At 69.4% G+C, this 22,563-nt stretch carries 17 protein-coding genes; 11 read left to right on the plus strand and 6 right to left on the minus strand.

Translation table 11 applies throughout. The features are described from left to right. Positions 1–81 precede the first annotated feature (81 nt). The 7 genes from WS78_RS27375 to WS78_RS27405 are packed head-to-tail and all read left to right on the plus strand — an operon-like array spanning position 82 to position 7,308. A complete protein-coding gene (locus WS78_RS27375; protein ID WP_038751471.1) occupies positions 82–771 on the plus strand; it encodes a CDP-alcohol phosphatidyltransferase family protein in 690 nt (229 codons plus the stop codon). Further along, complete coding sequence (locus WS78_RS27380) at positions 768–1,541, plus strand: HalD/BesD family halogenase (RefSeq protein WP_038751474.1); 774 nt, start codon at positions 768–770, stop codon at positions 1,539–1,541. The genes WS78_RS27375 and WS78_RS27380 overlap by 4 nt, the downstream gene beginning before the upstream one ends. Beyond that, the gene (locus WS78_RS27385; RefSeq protein WP_059579679.1) at positions 1,538–2,539 is read left to right on the plus strand and encodes an HpnL family protein; all 1,002 of its coding nucleotides are present in this window, start codon (positions 1,538–1,540) and stop codon (positions 2,537–2,539) included. The genes WS78_RS27380 and WS78_RS27385 overlap by 4 nt, the downstream gene beginning before the upstream one ends. Positions 2,540–2,580: 41 nt before the next feature. After that, a complete protein-coding gene (locus WS78_RS27390; RefSeq protein ID WP_059579676.1) occupies positions 2,581–3,348 on the plus strand; it encodes a phosphocholine cytidylyltransferase family protein in 768 nt (255 codons plus the stop codon). Continuing rightward, positions 3,345–5,033 (plus strand): phosphoenolpyruvate mutase, encoded by a 1,689-nt coding sequence (gene aepX / locus WS78_RS27395; protein WP_059579672.1) that lies wholly within the window; start codon positions 3,345–3,347, stop codon positions 5,031–5,033. The genes WS78_RS27390 and aepX overlap by 4 nt, the downstream gene beginning before the upstream one ends. Beyond that, positions 5,030–6,238, plus strand: coding sequence for a phosphonopyruvate decarboxylase (gene aepY, locus WS78_RS27400; protein ID WP_059579669.1), 1,209 nt, complete (start codon positions 5,030–5,032; stop codon positions 6,236–6,238). Before aepX ends, aepY begins: the two co-directional genes overlap by 4 nt. Before the next feature lie 2 nt (positions 6,239–6,240). Then, positions 6,241–7,308, plus strand: coding sequence for a 2-aminoethylphosphonate aminotransferase (locus WS78_RS27405; RefSeq protein WP_038751520.1), 1,068 nt, complete (start codon positions 6,241–6,243; stop codon positions 7,306–7,308). A 90-nt stretch (positions 7,309–7,398) separates the two neighbouring features. Here the strand turns inward: WS78_RS27405 and WS78_RS27410 are convergent, their stop codons facing one another. Beyond that, the gene (locus tag WS78_RS27410) at positions 7,399–8,097 is read right to left on the minus strand and encodes a DJ-1/PfpI family protein (RefSeq protein WP_081989918.1); all 699 of its coding nucleotides are present in this window, start codon (positions 8,095–8,097) and stop codon (positions 7,399–7,401) included. Between the two features lie 147 nt (positions 8,098–8,244). On the opposite strand from WS78_RS27410, the gene WS78_RS27415 reads away from it, so the two are divergent. Both WS78_RS27415 and WS78_RS27420 read left to right on the plus strand, forming a co-directional pair. Continuing rightward, entirely contained in the window at positions 8,245–9,204 is a 960-nt protein-coding gene (locus WS78_RS27415; RefSeq protein ID WP_059579664.1) for a GlxA family transcriptional regulator, read from the plus strand. Positions 9,205–9,559: 355 nt separating this feature from the next. After that, on the plus strand, positions 9,560–10,633 hold the full coding sequence (locus tag WS78_RS27420; protein WP_059579659.1) for an FUSC family protein: 1,074 nt from the start codon (positions 9,560–9,562) through the stop codon (positions 10,631–10,633). Positions 10,634–10,988: 355 nt separating this feature from the next. Here WS78_RS27420 and WS78_RS27425 read toward each other — a convergent pair whose 3' ends face one another. Beyond that, positions 10,989–11,909, minus strand: coding sequence for a LysR substrate-binding domain-containing protein (locus WS78_RS27425; RefSeq protein WP_059579656.1), 921 nt, complete (start codon positions 11,907–11,909; stop codon positions 10,989–10,991). 108 nt (positions 11,910–12,017) lie between these two features. Here WS78_RS27425 and WS78_RS27430 point away from each other — a divergent pair, with 108 nt between their 5' ends. Then, the gene (locus WS78_RS27430; protein ID WP_059579651.1) at positions 12,018–13,100 is read left to right on the plus strand and encodes a tartrate dehydrogenase; all 1,083 of its coding nucleotides are present in this window, start codon (positions 12,018–12,020) and stop codon (positions 13,098–13,100) included. A gap of 239 nt (positions 13,101–13,339) precedes the next feature. Here the strand turns inward: WS78_RS27430 and WS78_RS27435 are convergent, their stop codons facing one another. Then, positions 13,340–13,690, minus strand: a complete 351-nt coding sequence (locus tag WS78_RS27435) for a hypothetical protein (RefSeq protein ID WP_059579648.1) — start codon at positions 13,688–13,690, stop codon at positions 13,340–13,342. 11 nt (positions 13,691–13,701) lie between these two features. Here WS78_RS27435 and WS78_RS27440 point away from each other — a divergent pair, with 11 nt between their 5' ends. After that, positions 13,702–15,012, plus strand: a complete 1,311-nt coding sequence (locus tag WS78_RS27440; protein WP_038751498.1) for an MFS transporter — start codon at positions 13,702–13,704, stop codon at positions 15,010–15,012. A gap of 234 nt (positions 15,013–15,246) precedes the next feature. On the opposite strand, the gene WS78_RS27445 is transcribed toward WS78_RS27440, so the two are convergent. From WS78_RS27445 to WS78_RS27455, 3 genes are all read right to left on the minus strand, one after another. After that, positions 15,247–16,275, minus strand: coding sequence for a transglutaminase family protein (locus WS78_RS27445; protein WP_059579644.1), 1,029 nt, complete (start codon positions 16,273–16,275; stop codon positions 15,247–15,249). Continuing rightward, the gene (locus WS78_RS27450; RefSeq protein WP_226377324.1) at positions 16,266–18,872 is read right to left on the minus strand and encodes a circularly permuted type 2 ATP-grasp protein; all 2,607 of its coding nucleotides are present in this window, start codon (positions 18,870–18,872) and stop codon (positions 16,266–16,268) included. Before WS78_RS27450 ends, WS78_RS27445 begins: the two co-directional genes overlap by 10 nt. Before the next feature lie 240 nt (positions 18,873–19,112). Next, complete coding sequence (locus WS78_RS27455; protein ID WP_059579640.1) at positions 19,113–22,538, minus strand: transglutaminase family protein; 3,426 nt, start codon at positions 22,536–22,538, stop codon at positions 19,113–19,115. Positions 22,539–22,563: the final 25 nt, after the last annotated feature.

A 22,563-nucleotide genomic window follows, 5' to 3' on the forward strand; every position in this document is an offset into this window, starting at 1 on the left:
CACCACACTTTCCGCCCCCGTACAATCGGGCGCCTCAGTCATGAAAAAGCAATAAATTACGATTCCGTATATATTTCGCCGATGGACCCAAGAAAATCCGCCGCCAGCCGCATTTCGAGCCCACCTCCCCGCACGTGGGACGCCCGACTCGCACGCCGGCTCGTCACGCCGCTCGTCGGCACGCCGGTGACGCCGAACCACCTGACCACGCTGCGCCTGCTGATCGGCCTCGCGGGCGCGTGGTGCCTCGCGCAACCCGGCTTCGGCTGGATCAACGCGGGCGCTTTCCTGATCGTGCTGTCCAATTTCGTCGATCACACCGACGGCGAGCTCGCACGGATCAGCGGCCAGTCGAGCAAGCTCGGCCACTTCTACGATCTCGCGAGCGACGCGCTCGTCACGGTTGCGCTCTTCGTCAGCATGGGCGCCGGCGTCGTCGCGGCGGGCGGCCAGATGGCCGCGTCGCCCGTGCTGCTCGGCGCGCTCGCGGGCGCGGCCGTCGCGCTCATCTTCTTTCTGCGGATGCGGATCGAGTCGTTCGCGGGCAAGGCGGGCACGAAGCAGGCATTCGTCGGCGGCTTCGAGACCGAGGACGTGCTGTATCTGCTTCCCGTCGTCACGCTGCTCGACAGCGTCGAGCCGTTCCTCCTCGCGGCGGCGATCGGCGCGCCGCTCTTCGCGGCGTGGGTCGTGATCGATTACTGGCGCATCGTGCGCCGCGGCAGCGCGTCCCGCGCGCCCAATTCAACCGAAATCCAACCCACCAAATGATCACGGAAACCGAAGCCTGCGCGGCCCACGGCACGCTAGACGAAGCCGTCGCCGCGCGCATCGGCGCGCTCGACGCCGCGCGGCTGCGCGGCGATTTCGCGCGGCAGGACGCGTTTGTCTACCTGGACGAATTCCTGCCGAAGGATCTCGCCGGCCGCCTCGCCGACTGCGCCCGCGCGCTCGTGCCCGACATCAACCGCAACTTCCTGCCTGGGCACAAGCAAGGCGGCAGCGTAAGCCGCCACACGATCGACGAGAAGGCGCCGCTCATCGCCGAGCTGTACCGCTCGAAGGCGCTCGTCGGCTTCCTCGAGACGCTGACGGGCGACAGGCTGCTGCCGTCGCCGGACGACGATCCGCACGCGTACGCGCTGTATTACTACACGAAGCCGGGCGACCACATCGGCTGGCACTACGACACGTCGTACTACGACGGCCGCCGCTACACGCTGCTCTTCGGCGTGATCGACGATTCGACGAGCCGCCTCGACTACGAATTGCACACGCGCAACCCGGGCGTCGCGGACGAGCCGGGTTCGGTGCAGATCGCGCACGGCGGCATCGTGTTCTTCGACGGCGACAAGCTGCGCCACCGCGTGACACCGCTCGGCGAGAACGAGATCCGCGTGTCGCTGACGTTCGAGTACGTGACCGACCCCGGGATGCGGCCGTGGAAACGTTTCGTGTCGAACATGAAGGACGCGATCGCGTACTTCGGCTTCCGTCAGGTATTCAAGCAAACGGCGACGCGCCGCCCGTCGCGCTCATGACGCGCACCGGCATGATCCTGCTGTCGCTCGGGACGGCGGCGTTCGTCGCCCTCCTCGCGTGGCAGGGCTTCGGCGCGGTCGCAGCGACGCTGTTCGCGGCCGGCTGGGGGCTCGCGCTCGTCGCGGCGTTCCACCTGGTGCCGCTCGTCATCGACGCGGCCGCGATCGCAGTGATGTTCCGTCCCGGCGAGCCGGGCAGCGGGCTTCATGACGCGCTGCGCGCGCGCTGGGTCGGCGAATCGGTCAACAGCCTGCTGCCCGCCGGGCAGATCGGCGGGCCGGTGCTGATGGTCCGCCATCTCGCGCAGCGCGGCGCGCGCCTGGCCGACGCGGCGGCCGCGATCACGGTCAGCACGACGATGCAGGCGCTCGCGCAGATGGTGTTCGCGCTCGTCGGCATCGCGGCGTTCAGCGCGTACGCGACGCACGACGCCGCGTCGCATCTGCGCACGCCTGCGCTGATCGCGACCGCGGTGCTGGGCGGCTGCGCCGCGCTCTTCTACTTCGCGCAGCGTCGCGGCCTGTTCGGGCGCGGGCTGCGCGCCGCGTCGAAGCTGCTCGGCCCGCGCGACTGGTCGTCGCTCGCGACGCGCGCGGACGCCATCGACGACGCGCTCGGCAAGCTGTACCGCGAGCGAGCGAAGGTGCGCACGACATTCGTGCTGAGCCTCATCGGCTGGGTCGTCGGCACCGCGGAAGTGTGGCTCGCGCTGCGCTTTCTCGGCCATCCGGTGAGCTGGCTCGACGCGCTGCTCCTCGAGAGCGTCGGGCAAGCGATCCGCGGCGCGGCGTTCGCGATCCCCGGCTCGCTCGGCGCGCAGGAAGGCGGCTATCTGCTGCTCGCGCCGCTCGTCGGGCTGCCGCCCGACGCAGCGCTCGCGCTGTCGCTCGCGAAGCGCGCGCGCGAGCTCGCGCTCGGCCTGCCCGGCATCCTGTATCTGCATTTCAGTGAAAGAAACTGGCAGCGGCGGCGCGCGCCGCAGCCGATCGCCGACTGATCCGACGACGAGACGGTCGGCGCCCTTTGCGTGGAGAACTCATGCGAGCCATCATTCTTGCGGCGGGCCTGGGCCTGCGCCTGCAACTGCCTCCCGAGGCTCAATTCCCGAAGTGCCTGCTGCGCTTCGACGACAAGTCGCTCCTCGAGCGGCACCTGCGCGTGCTCGACGCGGCGGGCGTCGACGAGATCGTGCTCGCGCTCGGCTTCCAGTCCGAGAAGGTCGAAGCCGAGCTCGCGCGCCTGAACCGCAAGGCCGAAATCGTGCTCAACCCGCGCTACGACCTCGGCAGCGTGCTGACTGTGCACGCGGCCGCCGACGCGCTCACGCGCGGCGGCGACGTGCTGCTGATGGACGCCGACGTGCTGTACGACGAGAGCATCCTGCACGCGCTCGTCGCGGAGCCGTCGCGCGCGATCGATCGCCTTCTGATCGACCGCGATTTCGAAACGGGCGACGAGCCCGTCAAGCTGTGCGTGAAGGACGGCGTGCCGGTCGAGCTGCGCAAGCAGGTCGCCGCCAATCTCGACTACGACACGATCGGCGAATCCGTCGGCTTCTTCCGTTTCAGCGAAGGCGCCGCGCGCCGGCTCGCCGAGATCGTCGCGGGCTACGTCAACGGCGGCCGCGCGAACATGCCGCACGAAGAGGCCGTGCGCGACCTGCTGCTCGAAGGCGGCCGCGCATTCGACATCGCGGACGTGACGGGCGCGCCGTGGATCGAAATCGATTTTCCGGGCGACGTCGCGCGGGCTCGCGACGAAGTCCTGCCGCACATCCAACAACGAACGATAGGGGCCATCCGATGAATGCACGCGAACCGAACTTCACCGAATCGCGCAGCGCGCGGCTGCGGCGGATGCTGACGAGCCGCGAGCTCGAATTCCTGATGGAAGCGCACAACGGCCTGTCCGCGCGGATCGTCCGCGAGGCGGGCTTCAAGGGGATCTGGGCGTCGGGGCTCGCGATCTCCGCGCAGTTCGGCGTGCGCGACAACAACGAGGCGAGCTGGACTCAGGTCGTCGACGTGCTCGAATTCATGGCCGACGCGAGCGACCTGCCGATCCTGCTCGACGGCGACACCGGCTACGGCAACTTCAACAACGTGCGCCGGCTCGTGAAGAAGCTCGAGCAGCGCGGCATCGCCGGCGTGTGCATCGAGGACAAGCAGTTTCCGAAGACCAACAGCTTCATCGACGGCGAGCGCCAGCCGCTCGCCGAGATCGACGAATTCTGCGGCAAGATCAAGGCCGGCAAGGATTCGCAGAGCGACCCGGATTTCTCGATCGTCGCGCGTGTCGAGGCGCTGATCGCCGGCTGGGGGATGGACGAGGCGCTGCGCCGCGCGAACGCGTACGCGCAGGCCGGCGCGGACGCGATCCTGATCCACAGCAAGCTGTCGCGGCCCGACGAGATCCTGCAGTTCGCGCGCGAATGGAGCGGCCGCGCGCCGCTCGTGATCGTGCCGACCAAGTATTACAGCACGCCGACCGACATGTTCCGCCAGGCCGGCATCAGCACCGTGATCTGGGCGAATCATCTGATCCGCGCGTCGGCGTCCGCGATGCAGGCAGTCGCGCGCGAAATCCAGGACGGCGAAACGCTCGTCAACGTCGAGGAGCGCGTGGCGAGCGTCAACGAGATCTTCCGTCTGCAGGACGCCGACGAATACTCGGCCGCCGAGCGGATCTACCTGTCGTCGAGCTCGCGCGCGTCGAGCGCGGCGCTCGTGCTCGCGGCGAGCCGCGGCAAGGGGCTGGAGGCCGTCACAGAGGACAAGCCGAAGGTGATGCTGCCGATCGCCGGCAAGCCGCTCCTGCGCTGGCTCGTCGACGGCTTCAAGAAGCAGGGCGTGAACGACATCACGGTCGTCGGCGGCTATCGCGCCGATGCGATCGACACGTCGGGCGTGAAGCTCGTCGTCAACGAGCGGCACGCGCAAACGGGCGAGCTAGCGTCGCTCGCGTGCGCGGCCGAGCGCCTCTCGGGCGACACCATCGTCTCGTACGGCGATCTGCTGTTCCGCAGCTACATCCTGCGCGATCTCGCCGAGAGCGAGGCCGAGTTCAGCGTCGTCGTCGATTCGTCGCAGACGCAGCCGTCGAACCAGAGCGTGCGCGACTTCGCTTTCTGCTCGGCCGCCGACGACCGCGGACTGTTCGGCCAGAAGGCCCATCTGCGCCGCGTGTCGAGCGATGCGAGCGAGGGCGAGCCGCACGGCCGCTGGATCGGGCTCCTCAACGTTCGCGGCGCGGGCGTCGCGCGGCTGAAGGCGATGCTCGACACGCTGAAGGCGCGCGGCGATTTCGATTCGCTCGATTTGCCGGCGCTGCTGAACGCGCTCGTCGACGCGGGCGAGAAGATCGAAGTGCAATACGTGCACGGCCACTGGCGCGGCGTCAACGATCTCGACGACTTCCGCCGCGCGGGCGATTTCGCGCACGGCCAGACGCCGTATGCGGAGCAGAGCGCGGCCAACGGAGGCGCGAGATGATCGAAGCCGCACAGTTCGTCGAGGCGGCGCGCGAGCGCGGCTTCGACTGGTACGCGGGCGTGCCGTGCTCGTATCTGACGCCGTTCATCAATTACGTGTTGCAGGACCCGGCGCTCCATTACGTGTCGGCGGCGAACGAAGGCGATGCGGTCGCGCTCGTCGCGGGCGCGACGCTCGGCGGCCGGCGCGGGATCGCGATGATGCAGAACTCGGGGCTCGGCAACGCGGTGAGCCCGCTCACGTCGCTCACGTGGACGTTCCGGCTGCCGCAACTGCTGATCGTCACGTGGCGCGGCGAGCCGGGCGTGCACGACGAGCCGCAGCATGCGTTGATGGGCCCGATCACGCCGGCGATGCTCGACACGATGGAAATCCCGTGGGAAACATTCCCGACGGAAGCCGACGCGATCGGCCCGGCGCTCGATCGCGCGATCGCGCACATGGACGCGACGGGCCGCCCGTACGCGCTCGTGATGCAAAAAGGCAGCGTCGCGCCCTACGCGCTCGAGCGCGCGGCGATGCCCGAGCGCCGCGCGCACGTCGCCGCGCATTCGACGCAGCGCGCCGCCGAGCCCGCCGAGCCCGCGGCGTCGCCGACGCGTCGTGACGCGCTCGCGCGGATCGTCGAGCGCACGCCCGTCGACTCGACGGTCGTGCTCGCGTCGACGGGCTTCTGCGGCCGCGAGCTGTACGCGATCGACGATCGCCCGAACCAGTTGTACATGGTCGGCTCGATGGGCTGCGTGACACCGCTCGCATTGGGCCTCGCGCTCGCGCGGCCGGATCTCGCCGTCGTCGCGGTCGACGGCGACGGCGCCGCGCTGATGCGCATGGGCGCATTCGCGACGCTCGGCGCGTACGGGCCGTCGAACCTCGTGCACCTGCTGCTCGACAACGGCGCGCACGAATCGACGGGCGGCCAGGCGACGGTGTCGCAATACGTGTCGTTCGCGGGCGTCGCGGCCGCATGCGGCTACGCGTCGGCGATCGAAGGCGACGATCTCGGCGTGCTCGACGCGGCGCTCGACGCCGCACGCGCGGGCGAGCAGGCGCAAAAGCAAAAGCATGGCGGCGCGCACTTCGCGCGCCTGTCGATCCGCACCGGCGTGCCCGACGGCCTGCCTCGCCCGAGCGTGACGCCCGTCGACGTGAAGGCGCGCCTGATGCGCCACATCGGCGCGACGCCTGCCCGACGAGGAGAATGAAGATGCTGTTGCTGAATCCCGGCCCCGTGACGCTGACGGAACGCGTGCGCAGGAGCCTCCTCCAGCCGGACCTGTGCCATCGCGAAAGCGAGTTCTTCGATCTGCAAGACGAGGCGCGCGCGCGGCTCGTCGCCACGTATGCGCTCGATCCGGCCGAATGGAGCGCGGTGCTGATGACGGGCTCCGGCACGGCCGCGGTCGAGAGCATGATCGCCGCGCTCGTCCCCGAGAACGGCAAGCTGCTCGTGATCGAAAACGGCGTGTACGGCGAGCGGATCACGCAGATCGCCGCGCAGTACCGGATCGCGCACGAGGTGCTGAAGCACGACTGGATGCAGGCGCCGGATCTCGCGCGCGTCGCCGCGAGGCTCGACGCCGATCGCGCGATCACGCACGTCGCGGTGATCCACCATGAAACGACGACGGGCCGCCTGAACGATCTCGACGCGCTCGCCGCCGTGTGCCGCGCGCGCGGCGTGCGGATGCTCGTCGACGGCGTGAGCAGCTTCGGCGCGGAAGCGATCGATTTCGCGGGCGGTGACATCGACGCAATCGCCGCGACCGCGAACAAGTGCCTCCACGGCGTGCCGGGCGCGGCGTTCGTGATCGTGCGCCGCCGCGCGCTCGCGTCGGCCGCGAGCCGCACGTACTACCTCGATCTCGGCCGGCTCGCGACATTGCAGGACGCGCGCAACACGCCGTTCACGCCGTCGGTTCACGCGTACTACGCGCTCGTCGAGGCGCTGCGCGAATTCGACGAGGCGGGCGGCTGGCGCGCGCGCCACACGCGCTACGCGGCGCTCGCCGAGCAGGTGCGCGCGGGTCTCGCCGCGCGCGGGATGCCGCTCGTGCTGCCGGACGGCGAATCGTCGGTCGTGCTGCGCGCGTACCGGCTCCCGGCCGGTGTCACGTACGAGCAGTTGCACGACGGGCTCAAGGCGCGCGGCTTCGTGATCTACGCGGGCCAAGGCGGGCTGTCGAGCGCGTTGTTCCGCGTGTCGACGATGGGCGCGATCGAACCGGCGGACGTCGAGCGCCTGCTCGACGGCTTCACGGCGCTCACGCGCTGACGCGCTAACACACTAGCACCGCCAGCAAGAAACGGCGCCGCGCTCGATTGCGCGGCGCCGCTTTTTTTGAGGGCATCGCGTGTGTCGCATTCAGCCGCCGCGCCGATACATCGCCGTCGCGGCGTCCTTGCACGGCTCGAAGAACCATGCGTGCGCGGCGAGCACCTCGTTCGTCAGCGCCGGGCCGGCCAGCGCCGGCGTGCCGACGCCGAACGGCGGGCGCGGATGATATTCGATCGTCAGCTCGACGTGCTTCGCCTCGTCGACACCGCGCAACTCGGCAAGCACGAGCAGCGCCGCCTCGAAGCCGCCCGTGGCCGGGCCGGCCGTATACAGATTGCCGTCGATCACGACCTCGCCGCCGCCGACGGGCTGCGCGCCGAGATCGGCGAGCGCGTCGAGCACGTGGAAATTGGTGGTCGCGCGACGGCCGTTCAGCAAGCCCGCCGCGCCGAGCAGCAACACGCCGCCGCAGATCCCGATCACGTAGCGCGCGCGGCTCGCGTGCCGGCGCACGAACGCGATCACTTCGTCGTCGGCGATCACGTCGGCCGGCACCGCGCCGACGACGAACGCGTCGAGATCGTCCGGACAATCGGCGAAGGCCGTCGTCGCCGCGATCGGGAACGGCGGCAACGCGCAGATCGGATCGCGCGTCTTCCACAGCAGGTGCAGTTCGGTCTGCGGCGCGAAGCCGAACACGGCGTGCGCGCCGAAGAGATCCATCACGGCAACGCCGGGCGCGAGGAGAAAGCCGATTTTCAGCGGTCGTTGTGCAGTCGGGGGCACGGTTCGTCCTTTTCGAAAAGTGATGATGAGATGCAAGGCTCGCGGGACGATACGCAGCGCCCCGCACGACGACCAGCTTAGCGCGCGGCCGATTGGCGGTTATGCCAAACTGGTTGCAATTTCCGCCAACGCTTTCCCGATGCGCGCATGATCGTCTATATCCTCGTCTTTCCGGATCTGAATCTCCTCGATTTGTCGGGCCCGCTGCAAGTGCTGTCGAGCGCGAACGAGCTCGCGCGCGACACCGGCGGCGAAGCGCCGTACGACGTCCGCGTCGTCTCGCGCGGCGGGCGCAGCGTGCGGACGTCGACGGGCATCTCGCTGTCGACGCAGCCGCTTCCGCCCATCGACGCGCTGGCGGATACGGTGATCGTCGCGGGCGGCGTCGGCGTCGACGCGGCCGCGCGCGACGCCGACACGCTCGCCTGGCTGCGCGCGCACGCGCGGCAGGCGCGGCGCGTCGTGTCGATCTGCAACGGCGCGTTCCTGCTCGCCGCGTGCGGGCTGCTGGACGGCCGCCGCGCGGTCACGCACTGGCAATGCTGCGACGAGCTCGCGCGGCGCCACCCGCGGGTGCACGTCGAGCATGCGCCGATCTTCGTGCAGGACGGGCCGATCTGGACGTCCGCGGGCGTCACGGCCGGCATCGATCTGTGCCTGCGCCTCGTGACGAACGACTGCGGCCACACGCTCGCGCTCGCGGTCGCGCGCCATCTCGTCGTGTTCCTCGTGCGGCCGGGCAGCCAGGCGCAGTTCAGCACGCCGATCGAACTGCAGAGCGCGTCCGGGCAGTTCGCCGATCTGCATGCGTGGATTCGGCGTCATCTGGCCGGCGACCTCTCGGTGCCGACGCTCGCCGCCCGCGTGAACATGAGCGAGCGCAGCTTCGTGCGCCATTACCGCAACGCATTCGGCACGACGCCCGCGAAGGCGGTCGAGCGCATCCGCGTCGAGACCGCGCGTAACCTGCTCGGCGAAACCGCGCTGCCCGCCAAGCAGATCGCGCAGCGCTGCGGGTTCGGCAGCGTCGCGACGCTGCGGCGCAGCTTCGCGCGTGCGTTCGATACGTCGCTGCACGAATATCGAGACCGGTTCCGCGGCGCGTAGCGCGCGACACGTAGCGCGCGATGCGCATTGCGCGGCACACGACACGCAGCGCGCAACGCGATATGGGCGCGCCTCGCCGTGTCACTGCAAACGTTGGCCGCAACCGCAATCGGACGCACATCGATCGGACATCGAAGCGACGCCCGGCCGCCGTTTCTTCTCATGCATTCATCCGCACCCGCTTCTCCGCGAATCGCACCGCCACGCGCGTCGACATTACGCGCCGCGCGGGAATCGCCATGCCGCGCGCTCGCCGCGATGGACAGCGCATCATGCTTAGGTTAGCGTAACGATCGACTCCGCCACGATGCGCGCCGCGCACGGCGCGCCGCCCTCATTGTCACTGCGCAGTACCATGACCTCGACTTTACAGACCCGCCTGCCCGGATTCGCCCGCAACGCGCTGCGCCCGGTGCTCGATCCCTACCGCCGCTATCGCCACGCGAAACTGATCCACGCGGCGCGCGTCGCGCTGAGCGTGCTCGCCTCGATCGCGCTGACGACCGGCCTGCACATTCCGCACGGCGAATGGGCGACGATCACGGTGCTGATCGTGATCGGCGGGCTTCAGCATCACGGCAACATCCGCAAGAAAGCCGCCGAGCGCGCGCTCGGCACGCTGATCGGCGCGATCGCCGGCCTGTCGCTGATCCTGCTGCAAACCACCGCGCACCTGTCGCCGTTGACGTTTCTCGTGATGAGCGTCGCGTGCGGCTTCTGCGCATATCACGCGATCGGCAAGGCCGGCTATATCGCGCTGCTGTCCGCGATCACGATGGTGATCGTCGCCGGCCACGGCGACAACGAGATCGCCGACGGCCTCTGGCGCGCGGTGAACGTGCTGATCGGCATCGCGATCGCGCTCGCATTCTCGTTCGCGCTGCCGCTTTACGCGACCTACTCGTGGCGCTACAGGCTCGCCGACGCGTTGCGCGGCTGCGCGGCCGTCCACGCGCGAATCGCGGGCGAGCGCCACGTGAGCGACAACGAGCATCTGAAGGACATGGCGAAGCTCAATACGCTGCTCGTCCAGCTCCGCTCGCTGATGCCGTCGGTATCGAAAGAGATCTCCGTGTCGATGGCGCAGCTCGACGCGATTCAGCGGAGCCTGCGGCTGTGCATGAGCTCGCTCGAAATCCTGTCGAACCTGCAGCCCGGTGCCGACGACGAAGCCGGCAGGCGCTTCGTCCAGGCCCAGATGAAGGCGGACAACCGGCGGATTCAGGAGATGCTCGTCGGCGCGGCGCGCGCGCTCAAGTTCGGCACGCTGAGCCGGCTCGGGCCGCTGCACGGGCCGGCCGCGCAGGCCGGCGAGTACGCGCCGCCCGCGCAATTATCCGGCTACGTGTCGCTGACGGCGAAACTGGCGCACGAGATCGAGCAGCTCAGGCAGCGGCTGCACGATATCGCGCCGCAATGGAACATTTGAGCGGGCGGCGGCCGTACCGACGCGCGCTCGCCCGCCCATCGCAGCGCGTGCGCCCGCGCGCGACGCCGCCGATAGGCGAGCGATCGTCGGCATGAGCCGCGAGGATATGGCCTGACCGATTGCCTGCGCGGCGCCTGGAGCACGATGCTCGACACCCGCTGCGCCGTATGCGGCGAACAAAATCCGCCGTCGATGCATTGCCGAAAATCGGGAGCGCGAATCGATTTCGTCACATCGTCTTCGTGAATGGCCGGCGCTCGACAGACAAAGCACCCGCCTCACCCGGCCGTTCGCCATCGATCAAGAATCCGAACGAAACCCGCCGCGTCGTCCGCGCTCGCGATAGGCGAAGCGCCTACCCCTTGCGCAGCCTGCCGAGCTCGTCGGCCAGGTAATCGACGAATGCGCGAATCCGCGTCGACATCTGATGGCGCTGCGCATAGACGGCGTAAATGTCCGCGCTCGGCGTTTCGTACTCGGGCAACACGACGACGAGGCGGCCGTCGGCGAGATATTCGTCGATGTCCCACTCGGCGCGCATCAGGATGCCGTGTCCGTCGAGCGCCCATTTGACGGCGATTTCGCCGTCGTTCGTCGTCAGATTGCCGTTGATCCGGATCGCCTCCGTCTTGCGCGATGCGCCGCGCCCGCTCGTCAGCCGCCAAACGCCGTAGCCTTCGTCGCCCTGCCGGATGCCGATGCAGTTGTGCTTCGTGAGATCGTGCGGCGTCGCCGGCATCCCGTGCCTCGCGACGTACGACGGCGCCGCGCACAGCAGCCGCCGGTTCGGCGCGAGACGCCGCGCGACGACCCGCGTGTCCGGCGGCTCGCCGAAGCGCACGCACACGTCGAACGCATCGTCGGTGAGCGGCGGCGGCATCACCGACAGCTGCAACTGCACGGCCACCTGCGGGTAGCGGGCCACGAAGCGCGAAATCGCGGGCCCGACGTGGCTGCGCCCAAAGCCGAGCGTCGCGTTCACGCGCAACAGCCCTTTCGGATTCTTCTTCGCACTGCCGAGCAGCTCGCCCAGTTCGTCGATCTGGTCGAGTATCCGGCGCGCGTACTCGAGATAGGCCTCCCCTTCCGGCGTCAGCATCATCCGCCGCGTCGTGCGGTTGACGAGCGGCACGCCGGCGCGCTGCTCCATCTGCGTGAGCCGCTTGCTGACGGCCGCCGCCGTCAGTCCGAGTTCGCGGGCGGCGGCGCTCAGGCTGCCCGATGCGGCGAGCGTCGAGAAGAAACCCAGGTCGGCGGGCTGAACGGCATCCGTCACGGTTTCGCTTGTGAATTAAAGTTAAGGATGCTTTGAGTCTAGCACCGGTTTCTTGACTCGCAGTTCGATAAAGTGCGCTCACATTCACGAATTTCAGAGGATGGAGGCATGAAGACCTATCGAATCGCGACCATTCCGGGCGACGGCATCGGCAAGGAAGTCGTTCCCGCGGGCAAGCAGGTGCTGGAGGCGCTCGCCGGAACCACTCGACGCTTCGCGTTCGAATTCGAGAACTTCGACTGGGGCGCCGACTACTATCGCCGACACGGCGTGATGATGCCCGACGGCGGCCTCGACGCGCTGCGCGACAAGGACGCGATCCTGTTCGGCTCGGCGGGCGACCCCGACGTGCCCGACCACATCACGCTGTGGGGCTTGCGTCTGAAGATTTGCCAGGGCTTCGACCAGTACGCGAACGTGCGCCCGACGCGCATCCTGCCCGGCATCGATGCGCCGCTCAAGCGCTGCACGCCCGACGATCTGAACTGGGTCATCGTCCGCGAGAACTCCGAGGGCGAATACGCGGGCGTCGGCGGGCGCGTGCACCAGGGACATCCGATCGAAGCGGCGACGGACGTGTCGATTCTCACGCGCGCAGGCGTCGAGCGGATCATGCGCTTCGCGTTCCGGCTCGCGCAATCGCGTCCGCGCAAGCGGCTGACGGTCATCACGAAGAGCAACGCGCAGCGCCACGCGATGGTGATGTGGGACGAGATCGCGAAGCAGGTGTCGGCCGAGTTTCCCGACGTGACATGGGACAAGGAGCTCGTCGACGCGGCCACCGCACGCATGGTCAACCGGCCGGCGTCGCTCGACACGGTCGTCGCGACGAACCTCCACGCGGACATCCTGAGCGATCTCGCCGCGGCGCTTGCGGGCAGCCTCGGCATCGCGCCGACCGGCAACATCGATCCGGAGCGCCGCTATCCGTCGATGTTCGAGCCGATCCACGGCTCCGCGTTCGACATCATGGGCAAGGGGCTCGCGAATCCGATCGGCACGTTCTGGTCGGTCGTGATGCTGCTCGAGCATCTGGGTGAAACGGAAAGCGCCGCGCGCGTGATGCGCGCGATCGAGGCCGTCACCGCGAACCCGTCGCTTCACACGGGCGACCTCGGCGGCCGCGCGACGACGGCGCAGGTGACCGCCGCCGTCTGCGCGCTCGTCGAGAGGGCCGAAGTCACCGCGTGACGCCCGGTGCGGGCATGCGATGCGCGCGAGCCGCATCGCTTCGGCATCGCGCGGCGCGTGGACCGGCTTCGCGTCGAACGCGGGGTGCGGCCGGCCGCAGTATGGCATCGCGTCGCTTCTCGGTTGGCTTTGCATTAGGCACGACGCATCACGCATCACGCATCACGCATTAGGCATTAGGCATTAGGCATTAGGCATTAGGCATTAGGCATTAGGCATTAGGCATTAGGCATTAGGCATTAGGCATCGCCACGCGATCGTGACGCGCGCGCCGGCGAATGAGCCATGACGTCATGCAGTTCGACTGCTGCCGCAATCGCGCCTGACCAGTTCGCAGAAACCGGCGTGGCAGCGATGGCCGATGCGCCGAGAAACACCCATCGAAGCCGGCGCGTCACGCCGCTTCGATCGAACGACGAACGGCGGCGCGGATTTCGATCGAGAAACCGCGCGGAGAAACGCAGCGCGGCCGCGCGATGCGCACGCACCGGTCTCCCGGCCGGCGCGCGCGACAACGATCGCGCGCCGCCCGCCTCGAAGCCGTCGCGCGTCGTCCGGATCTTTCCAATAGAGCACGGCTCGACCTCCAAGGAGGAGACACATGCAATCCGATCTCGAGTCCCGGGTTTCCCGGAAACTCACGTGGCGCATCATCCCGTTCGTGATGCTGCTCTACTTCGTCAGCTTTCTCGATCGCGTCAACGTGGGCTTCGCCGCGATGACGATGAACAAGGCGATCGGGCTGTCGCCGACCGCGTTCGGGCTCGGCGGCGGCCTCTTCTTCATCGGCTACTTCCTGTTCGAGGTGCCGTCGAACCTGATCCTGCATCGCGTCGGCGCGCGCATCTGGATCGCGCGCGTGATGATCACGTGGGGTATCGTATCGGCGGCTTCCGCGTTCGCGGCCGGCCCGGCGAGCTTCTACGCGCTGCGCTTTCTGCTCGGCGTCGCCGAGGCGGGCTTCTTTCCCGGCATCATCCTGTACCTGAGCCTGTGGTTTCCCGCGAAGCAACGTGCGCTCGCCGCCGCGTGGTTCATGGCGGCCGCGCCGATCTCGACGGCGCTCGGCTCGCCGCTGTCGGGCGCGATCATGCAGTTGCCGCCGATGTTCGGCCTCGCGAACTGGCAAACGCTCTACGTCATCGAGGCGCTGCCGGCGATCGCGCTAGGCTTCGTCGTCCTGAATTTCCTCACCGATGCACCGTCGAACGCGCACTGGCTGCGAGCCGACGAGCGCGAATGGCTGATCGCGAAACTCGATGCGGAAGCCGATCTGCGCCACGCGCACGCGGGCCACACCGCGGGAGCGTGGAACGCGCTGCGCGATCCGCGCGTGCTGGCGCTCTCGCTCATCTACTTCGGCACGTCGGCGGGCCTCTACACGCTCGGCCTGTGGGCGCCGCTAATGATCCGGCAATTCGGCTTCAGCGCGCTCGAAACCGGCCTGCTGAACGCGATTCCGAGCCTCGCCGCAGTCGTCGCGATGATCCTGTGGGCGCGGCGCTCCGATCGCACCGGAGAACGAACCTGGCATGTCGTGATTCCGTGCGTGCTCGCATGCGTCGGCTTCGTCTTCGCGGGCCAGGCAAGCACCGCGCTGCTCACCGTGCTCGCGCTCGTCGTCGTCAACGTCGGGATCAGCGCCGCGAAGGCGCCGCTGTGGGCGATGCCGAGCATGTTTCTGTCCGGCGCGGGCGCGGCCGCGGGCATCGCGATGATCAATTCAATCGGCAACCTCGGCGGCTTCGTCGGCCCGTTCGCGATCGGCTGGCTGAAGAATCTGACGGGCGGCTATGCGGCGGGGCTGTACGTCGTCGCGGCGACGCTCGCGCTGTCCGCGATCGTCACGCTGCTGCTGAGCCGCAAGGCCCCGCAGCAAGCGCTCATCTCGCGCGTGCGGCACAACCATTGAACGATGCGGCCACGGATCGAAAGCGTGCGTCTCGATTCGCGCCGCACCGCAACTCGTCGGCCGCGCTTTCTCCGACTGCCATCGACGAACCGTTCCGGCACCGCAAGCGCCGCATCGGATTCCGAAACAACGTATGCCGAACGTTCGCGCCGCGCAATGCGCGCGTTCCGGTTCGCACGCGAGCGACCGATGCCCGCGCGCGTCGCCGCGACTCGCTCACGCGCGCATCGAGATTCAAGACGCCGAATCGAGCGGCTCCACCGTCACGCCGACCGTCAGCACCTGATCCGCGCCGCCGCCGCGGATGACGCCGCGCAGCGGCGTCACGTCCGCGTAGTCGCGGCCGATCGACAGCATCACGTAATCGTCGCCGGGCGCGCGATCGTTGGTCGGATCGAGCTGCAGCCAGCCGCCATCCTCGGGCCACGCCGGATCGTAGACCTCGACCCACGCGTGCGACGCATCCGCGCCGATCAGCCGCGGCTGTCCCGGCGGCGGCTGCGTCAGCAGGTAGCCGCTCACGTAGCGCGCGGCGAGCCCGAGCGAGCGCAGCGCACCGATCATCACGTGCGCGAAGTCCTGGCACACGCCCTTGCGCAGTGCGAGCGCATCGAGCGCGGTCGTGCCGACGTCGGTGCTGCTCGGCGTGTACGCGAAATCGGCGTGGATGCGGCGCATCAGCTCCCACGCGGCCTGCACGAGCGGCCGGCCCGGCGAGAAGCTCGACGCCGCGTACGCGACGAGATCCGGATGGCATTCGACGTGCGGCGACGCGAACACGAATTCGCTCGCCGGATCGAACGGCCGCCCCGCGCGAAACGTCAGGCGCTCGCGCACCGCTTCCCACGCGCTCGCGCATCCGGCGCGCGGCGCGGCGATCGCGGGCGGCGGCTCGCCGCGCTTGCCCGCCGACAGCGCGGGCGGCGCGACCCGCACGACGCTGCGGCTGCGCACGAACAATTCCTCGTGCGGCTGGTTGATCGCAAACGACGTGCGCTCGTTGCCGAACGAATCGGTGTCGACGACGAGCCCTTCGGCGCGCGGCTCGATCTCGAGCGAGAACTCGAGCACGCGCTGGCGCGGCGTCTCGAGCGGGCGCAAGCGCGCCTGATGCTGCGCGGACTCCACGCGCGCCGCGTAGCGATAGCGTGTATCGTGCGTGACGCGCAAGAGCGCGCTGCCTGCCGGCTGCGCGCGCGCAGCCGTCTTGCGCGTGCGTGCGCCCTTCTTCGCGTTCGCCGGCGAATGCGTCGTCATCCCCATAGCGACCTGCCCGCCTCGCGCACATGGCTGAAGTAGCGCTCGCCGATCCGGTTCGACAAGTCCCACACCGCCTTGCTGCATGCGTGCAGGCGCGCGAGCAGCGCCGCGTGGCGGCCGTCGCCGTCCGTCTCGCACAACACGTGCAGCGGCCAGCCGGCGATGTCCGGAATGCCGTCGGCGAGCTCCGACAGCGCATAGCCTTCGCTGCGCTCGACCTTCGACAGCCGGCCGCGCAGCGCCTGCGCGACCCACGCGAGCGAACGCGGATTGTCGGTGTCGAGCACGACGAGCGACAGCAGCGGCGCCACGTCGAAGCAGCGCTGGAACCGCGAGCGAAACGTGATGCCGCTGTCGAACAGCTCGAGCACGAGCTCGAAGCCCTCCTGCTTGTGAATCGCGTCGTCGTCGAACGCGTGGCCTAGCACGCCGCCCAGGAATTCGAGGCGATCGATCTGGCGGCCGATCGACAGCAGGCGCCAGCCGTCGTCGCGCGTCATGTTGTCGGTCTGCGCGCCCGTGATCGCCGACAGCAGCAGATTCAGCCGCTCGAGACGCTGCAGCGCGTCGTTGCCGAGCTGCTCCTCGGGTTCCGTGTCGTCGCCGCCTTCGTCGAACAATTGCGTCGCGTCGTCGATCAGGCGCCATTGCTCGCGCGAGAGCCGCTCCCGAATCGCCGCCGCCGCGCCGCGCATGCCGAACAGGCACGACGCGATCCCCGTCGAGCGGTCCGCTCGATGCGTGAGCGCGAGCGTCAGCGCCTGCTGGAACCCGCGCGGCGCTTCGACGGCCGATGGGGCGTCGGCGGGCAGCAGCCCGTTGTCGCGACACAATGCGTCGAGCAAATGAAGATGCACGGGCGTCTCGACGTCATCCTCGCCGCGCAGCCGCTCGAGCGCCGCGCGCGCGAGCCGCGTGAGGTTCGTCGCGCGCTCGGTGTAGCGGCCGAGCCAGAACAGGTTCTCCGCCGCGCGGCTCGCGATCGCGCGCGAACGCTCCTGCAAGTCGTCGGGGCCGAGATGCGTCTGCAGCAGCGTGGTCGGATCGACCGCGCCTTCGGTCATCACCCATGTGTCGACGCTGCTGCCGCCGCGCGGCATCGGCGCGTTGAACAGCTCGTCGCGCGTGCCGACGCGCGCGAGGCCGCCCGGCAGCACACGCCACGAGCCCGCGCCGTCCGCGAGCGCGAACACGCGCAGCAGCAGCGGCCGCGGCACGATCCGCGCGCCGCCGTCTCCGGCGCCCGCGCCGCCCGCCCAGGTCGGCGCCTGCGACAGCGGCAAGTCCGCCTGAATCGTGTAGTGCGCGGGCCGCGCGGCGATCCGCGCGCGCCATTCGGCGAGTTGCGGCGGCGCGAGCCGCGCGCCGATCACCGGCTCGAACGCGCCGCCCGCCTGCACGCTCGCGGGAAACGTCGGCCTCACGATGCTACGCGCGAGGAGCGGCAGCGCTTCGTCGCACGCGGCTTGCTCGCCGCACCACCACGACGGCACCGCGGGCAGCGACAGCGTTTCGCCGAGCAGGCTCTGCGCGAGGCGCGGCAGGAAGCCGAGGATGCCGGGCGATTCGAGAAAGCCCGAGCCCGGCAGGTTCGCGAGCAGCACGTTGCCCGCGCGCACCGCCTGCATCAGCCCCGGCACGCCGAGCAGCGAATCGGGGCGCAGTTCGAGCGGATCGAGCCATTCGTCGTCGACGCGCCGCAGGATGCCGTGCACGGGCTCGAGCCCGCGCAGCGTCTTCAGGTAGACGCGCTGGTCGCGCGCCGTCAGGTCGCCGCCTTCGACGAGCGTGAGGCCCAGATAGCGCGCGAGATACGCATGCTCGAAATAGGTCGCCGCATGCGGGCCCGGCGTGAGCAGCACGATGCGCGAATTCTTCCGCGCGGGGCTCAGCGCCTGCATGCTCTGCAACAGCGCGCGATAGCTCGCGGCGAGCCGCTGCACATGCAGGCCGCGGAACGCGCGCGGGAAGAGCCGCGACACGATCAGCCGATTCTCCAGAAGATAGCCGAGCCCCGACGGCCCCTGCGTGTGCTGCGCCATCATCCGCCACGCGCCGTCCGGCCCGCGCGCGAGATCGAACGCGACGACGTGCAGCCACGTGCCGCCCGGCGCGCGCGCGCCGCACATCGGCCGCAGGTAGCCGGGATGTCCGGTGACGAGCGCGGGCGGCAGGAGCCCGCGGTGCAGGATCGTCTGCTCTCCGTAGAGATCGGCGAGGATCGCGTTGAGCAGCCGCACGCGCTGGAGCACGCCGCGCTCGATCGTCGCCCAGTCGTCGGGCGCGACAATCAGCGGCAGCAGGTCGAGCGACCACGGCCGCACCGCGCCGCCGCCCGCCGCCCGCTCGTGCGGGTGGTAGGCGAGCCCGTTCTCGCGCATCCGGCGCTGCAGCGCGTCGGCGCGGCGGTCGAGATCGGCGAAGCCGACGCTGCCGAGTTGCATGAAGAATGCGCGCCACGCGGGCGCGAGCGATGCGCTCGACAGCGCGGCCGCACCGCCGCGCAGCTCGTCGTAGCGGCCCGTGACCGCGGGCGCGGCGAGCGCCGCGCCGAGCTCGGCCGCGTCCTGCTGCGAACCCGTGTCGAATAGCGTCTGCATCGCGTCGGCGGCGAGATCGTCGTCGGAGGAAAGTGAAAGCACGATTCGATTCTTCAAAGGCGGGCGGCCCGCGCCGCCGCGAGGCGAACGCCGCCCGCGCGCGGCGCGCGCCGCTCATCGATGTCGAATCCTAACATTCTTGCCCGGCGCGGCACGCCCGCTGCGCCGCGCACGCCCGCCGCGCGCGGCGTTGCCGACACCCTCGCCGCATCGCGCAACCGCTGCGCCGCCCGAATCCGTTCAGCCACGCCGCAAATCCAGCGTGAACGGAAACTCGCGGCTCGGCGCGGCGGGCTCGGCCGTCATCGCGCCCGGCGTGTGTCCCATCGACACGAAGCGCGCGAGCCGCCGGCTTTCCGCTTCGTAAGCGTTCACGGGGAACGTGTCGTAGTTGCGGCCGCCGGGGTGCGCGACGTGATATCGGCAGCCGCCGAGCGAGCGCCGCATCCACGTGTCGACGATGTCGAACGTGAGCGGCGCGTGCACGCCGATCGTCGGATGCAGCGCCGAAGGCGGCGCCCACGCCTTGTAGCGCACGCCGGCGACGTATTCGCCGGCGGTGCCGGTCGGCTGCAGCGGCAGCGCGCGGCCGTTGACGGTCACGACGTAGCGGCTGTCGTTCAGCCCGCTCACGTGGACCTCGAGCCGCTCGAGCGACGAATCGACGTAGCGCACGGTGCCGCCGATCGCCCCTTCCTCGCCCATCACGTGCCACGGCTCGAGCGCGCCGCGCAGCGCGAGCGCGACGCCGCGCACCGCGATCTGCCCGAACAGCGGAAAACGGAATTCGAAGTGCGGCGCGAACCATGCCGGATCGAACGCGAAGCCCGCTTCGCGCATTTCGGTCAGCACGTCGTCGAAATCCATCCTGACGAACGTCGGCAGCAGGAAGCGATCGTGCAGCGCGGTGCCCCAGCGCGCGAGCGGAGTCTCATACGGCGCGCGCCAGAAGCGCGCGATCAGCGCGCGCAGCAGCAGTTGCTGGACGACGCTCATCCGCGCGTGCGGCGGCATCTCGAACGCGCGCAGCTCGAGCAGGCCGAGGCGCCCCGTCGCCGAATCCGGCGAATAAAGCTTGTCGATGCAGAATTCGCTGCGGTGCGTGTTGCCTGTCACGTCGATCAGCAGATTGCGCAGCACGCGGTCGACGAGCCACGGCGGCATGTCGTCGCCGTAGCGCAGCTTGTTGCGGCGGATCTCGGCGAACGCGATGTCCAGCTCGTAGACCTGATCGTCGCGCGCCTCATCGACGCGCGGCGCCTGGCTCGTCGGGCCGATGAAGAGCCCCGAGAACAGATAGGACAGCGACGGATGATTGTGCCAATACGCGATCAGGCTCGCGAGCAGGTCGGGACGGCGCAGGAACGGGCTGTCCGCGGGCGTCGCGCCGCCGAGCACGAAGTGATTGCCGCCGCCCGTGCCGACATGCCGGCCGTCGACCATGAACTTCTCGCTCGACAGCCTGGATCGATACGCGGCGTCGTACAGGAATTCGGTGTGCTGAACGAGCTCGTCGAAGTCGTGCGCCGGATGGATGTTCACTTCGATCACGCCGGGATCGGGCGTCACCTGGAGCATCTTCAGGCGCGCGTCGCGCGGCGGCGGATAGCCTTCGAGCACGAGCTTCACGTCGAGCGACTCAGCCGTCAGCTCGACCGTCGTCAGCAGATCGAGATAGTCCTCGAGCGCCGCGACCGGCGGCATGAACACGTAGAGCACGCCATTGCGCACCTCGACGCACAGCGCCGTGCGCGTGATCCATGCGGCGGACTCGAAGCGCTGCGGATAGCGCGCGGAATCGTCTGCCGCGCCCGCCGACGCCGCGCGCGCCCCTTCGCCGACGCGCGCCTGCATCATGGTCCGCGCGTGCGCGGCGAAATCGCGCGCGGCCGCGGCCGGATCGCGCGGCACGTCGTAACCGCCGCCCGCATAGCGCGCGCGCAGCGCGTTCGCGTCCGGCAGCGCGCCCTGCGGCGCGAACGGATCGCGCTCGACGAGATACGGATAATCGCCGCGGCTCACCCACGGCAGCGAATCGAGCGGCAGACGGTAGCCCATCGGAGAATCGCCCGGCACGAGATACATCCGCTCGTCGCGGAAGAACCACGGGCCCGTCTCCCAGCGCGGCCCCGCGAGCGCCGGATTCGGCGCGAGCGGCTTGAGCGGCAGCACGTAACCGATCACGCTGTCGAGCTGCTGCGAGAACACCTTGCGCAGCCGCGCGCGCTCGAGCTCGTCGTCGAGCCGCGCATCGAACGGATCGACGTTCACCGGCAGTTGCCGCTCGCGCCACAGGTAATACCAGACGTCCTCGTAGCCGGGCGTCACGTAATCGCTCGTGATACCGAGGCGCGCCGCGAGCGCGCGGACGAAGCGCTCGGCGTCCGCGGTCGTATGGGCCGACGGCTCGCGCTCGTCGGCGAAGCGCGCCGGATCGCGCCAGACGGGCTCGCCGTCCGCGCGCCAAAACACGGACAGCGCCCAGCGCGGCAACTGCTCGCCCGGATACCACTTGCCCTGGCCGAAGTGCAGGAAGCCGCCCGCGCCGTACTCGGCGCGCAGCTTCTGCACGAGCGACGTCGCATGGCCGCGCTTCGTCGGCCCGAGCGCGTCGGTGTTCCATTCGGCGCCGTCGCGGTCGTCGATCGACACGAACGTCGGCTCGCCGCCCTGCGTGAGGCGCACGTCGCCCGCCTCGAGCTCGGCGTCGACCTGCGCGCCGAGCCGCAACACGTGCCGCCACGCTTCGTCGGTGTACGGCTTCGTCACGCGCGGCGATTCGTAGATGCGCGTGACGCGCATCTCGTGCTCGAACTCGACCTCGCATTCGTCGACGAGCCCCTCGACGGGCGCGGCGCTCGTCGGCTGCGGCGTCGCGGCGAGCGGAATATGGCCCTCGCCCGCGAGCAGTCCGGACGTCGGATCGAAGCCGATCCAGCCCGCGCCCGGCAGGTACACCTCGCACCACGCGTGCAGATCGGTGAAGTCGACCTCGGCGCCGCTCGGGCCGTCGAGCGACTTCACGTCGGGCGTCAGCTGGATCAGATAGCCGGACACGAAGCGCGCGGCGAGACCGAGATGACGACACAGCTGCACGAGCAGCCAGCCGCTGTCGCGACACGAGCCCGATGCGAGCGTGAGCGTCTCCTCGGGCGTCTGCACGCCCGGCTCGAGCCGCACGACATAGCGGATGTCACGCTGTAACTGTTGGTTCAGCGCGACGAGGAAGTTCACGGTGCCCGACGGCGTGCGGTCGATCGATTCGAGATACGAACGAAATGCGTCGGACGCGCTCGTATCGGGATCGCACGCGAGATACGGCGCAAGCTCGCGGCGCAGCGCATCGTCGTAATCGAACGGAAAGGTTTCCGCGCGCTCCTCGAGGAAGAAGTCGAACGGGTTGTAGACCGACATCTCGGCGACGAGATCGATCGCGATCTCGAACGTGCGCGTCTGCTCGGGAAACACGAGCCGCGCCATGTAGTTCGCGAACGGGTCCTGCTGCCAGTTGACGAAGTGCTGCGCGGGCTCGATCTTCATCGAATACGACAGGATCGGCGTGCGGCAATGCGGCGCGGGCCGCAGGCGCACGACTTGCGGCCCGAGGTGGACGAGCCGGTCGTAGCGGTAGCGGGTGACGTGGTGAAGCGCGACGTGAATGGACATGGCGTGGGCCGTTCGTTGCGGTTGC

The organism is Burkholderia savannae (assembly GCF_001524445.2).
In the GTDB taxonomy this organism is placed as follows: Bacteria; Pseudomonadota; Gammaproteobacteria; order Burkholderiales; family Burkholderiaceae; genus Burkholderia; species Burkholderia savannae.

Coding starts and splice junctions, on each gene's coding strand:
- WS78_RS27375 (WP_038751471.1), top strand. CDS start 82: ATGGACCCAAGAAAATCCGCCGCCAGCCGCATTTCGAGCCCACCTCCC.
- WS78_RS27380 (WP_038751474.1), top strand. CDS start 768: ATGATCACGGAAACCGAAGCCTGCGCGGCCCACGGCACGCTAGACGAA.
- WS78_RS27385 (WP_059579679.1), top strand. CDS start 1,538: ATGACGCGCACCGGCATGATCCTGCTGTCGCTCGGGACGGCGGCGTTC.
- WS78_RS27390 (WP_059579676.1), top strand. CDS start 2,581: ATGCGAGCCATCATTCTTGCGGCGGGCCTGGGCCTGCGCCTGCAACTG.
- aepX (WP_059579672.1), top strand. CDS start 3,345: ATGAATGCACGCGAACCGAACTTCACCGAATCGCGCAGCGCGCGGCTG.
- aepY (WP_059579669.1), top strand. CDS start 5,030: ATGATCGAAGCCGCACAGTTCGTCGAGGCGGCGCGCGAGCGCGGCTTC.
- WS78_RS27405 (WP_038751520.1), top strand. CDS start 6,241: ATGCTGTTGCTGAATCCCGGCCCCGTGACGCTGACGGAACGCGTGCGC.
- WS78_RS27415 (WP_059579664.1), top strand. CDS start 8,245: ATGATCGTCTATATCCTCGTCTTTCCGGATCTGAATCTCCTCGATTTG.
- WS78_RS27420 (WP_059579659.1), top strand. CDS start 9,560: ATGACCTCGACTTTACAGACCCGCCTGCCCGGATTCGCCCGCAACGCG.
- WS78_RS27430 (WP_059579651.1), top strand. CDS start 12,018: ATGAAGACCTATCGAATCGCGACCATTCCGGGCGACGGCATCGGCAAG.
- WS78_RS27440 (WP_038751498.1), top strand. CDS start 13,702: ATGCAATCCGATCTCGAGTCCCGGGTTTCCCGGAAACTCACGTGGCGC.
- WS78_RS27445 (WP_059579644.1), bottom strand. CDS start 16,275: ATGGGGATGACGACGCATTCGCCGGCGAACGCGAAGAAGGGCGCACGC.
- WS78_RS27450 (WP_226377324.1), bottom strand. CDS start 18,872: ATGCAGACGCTATTCGACACGGGTTCGCAGCAGGACGCGGCCGAGCTC.
- WS78_RS27455 (WP_059579640.1), bottom strand. CDS start 22,538: ATGTCCATTCACGTCGCGCTTCACCACGTCACCCGCTACCGCTACGAC.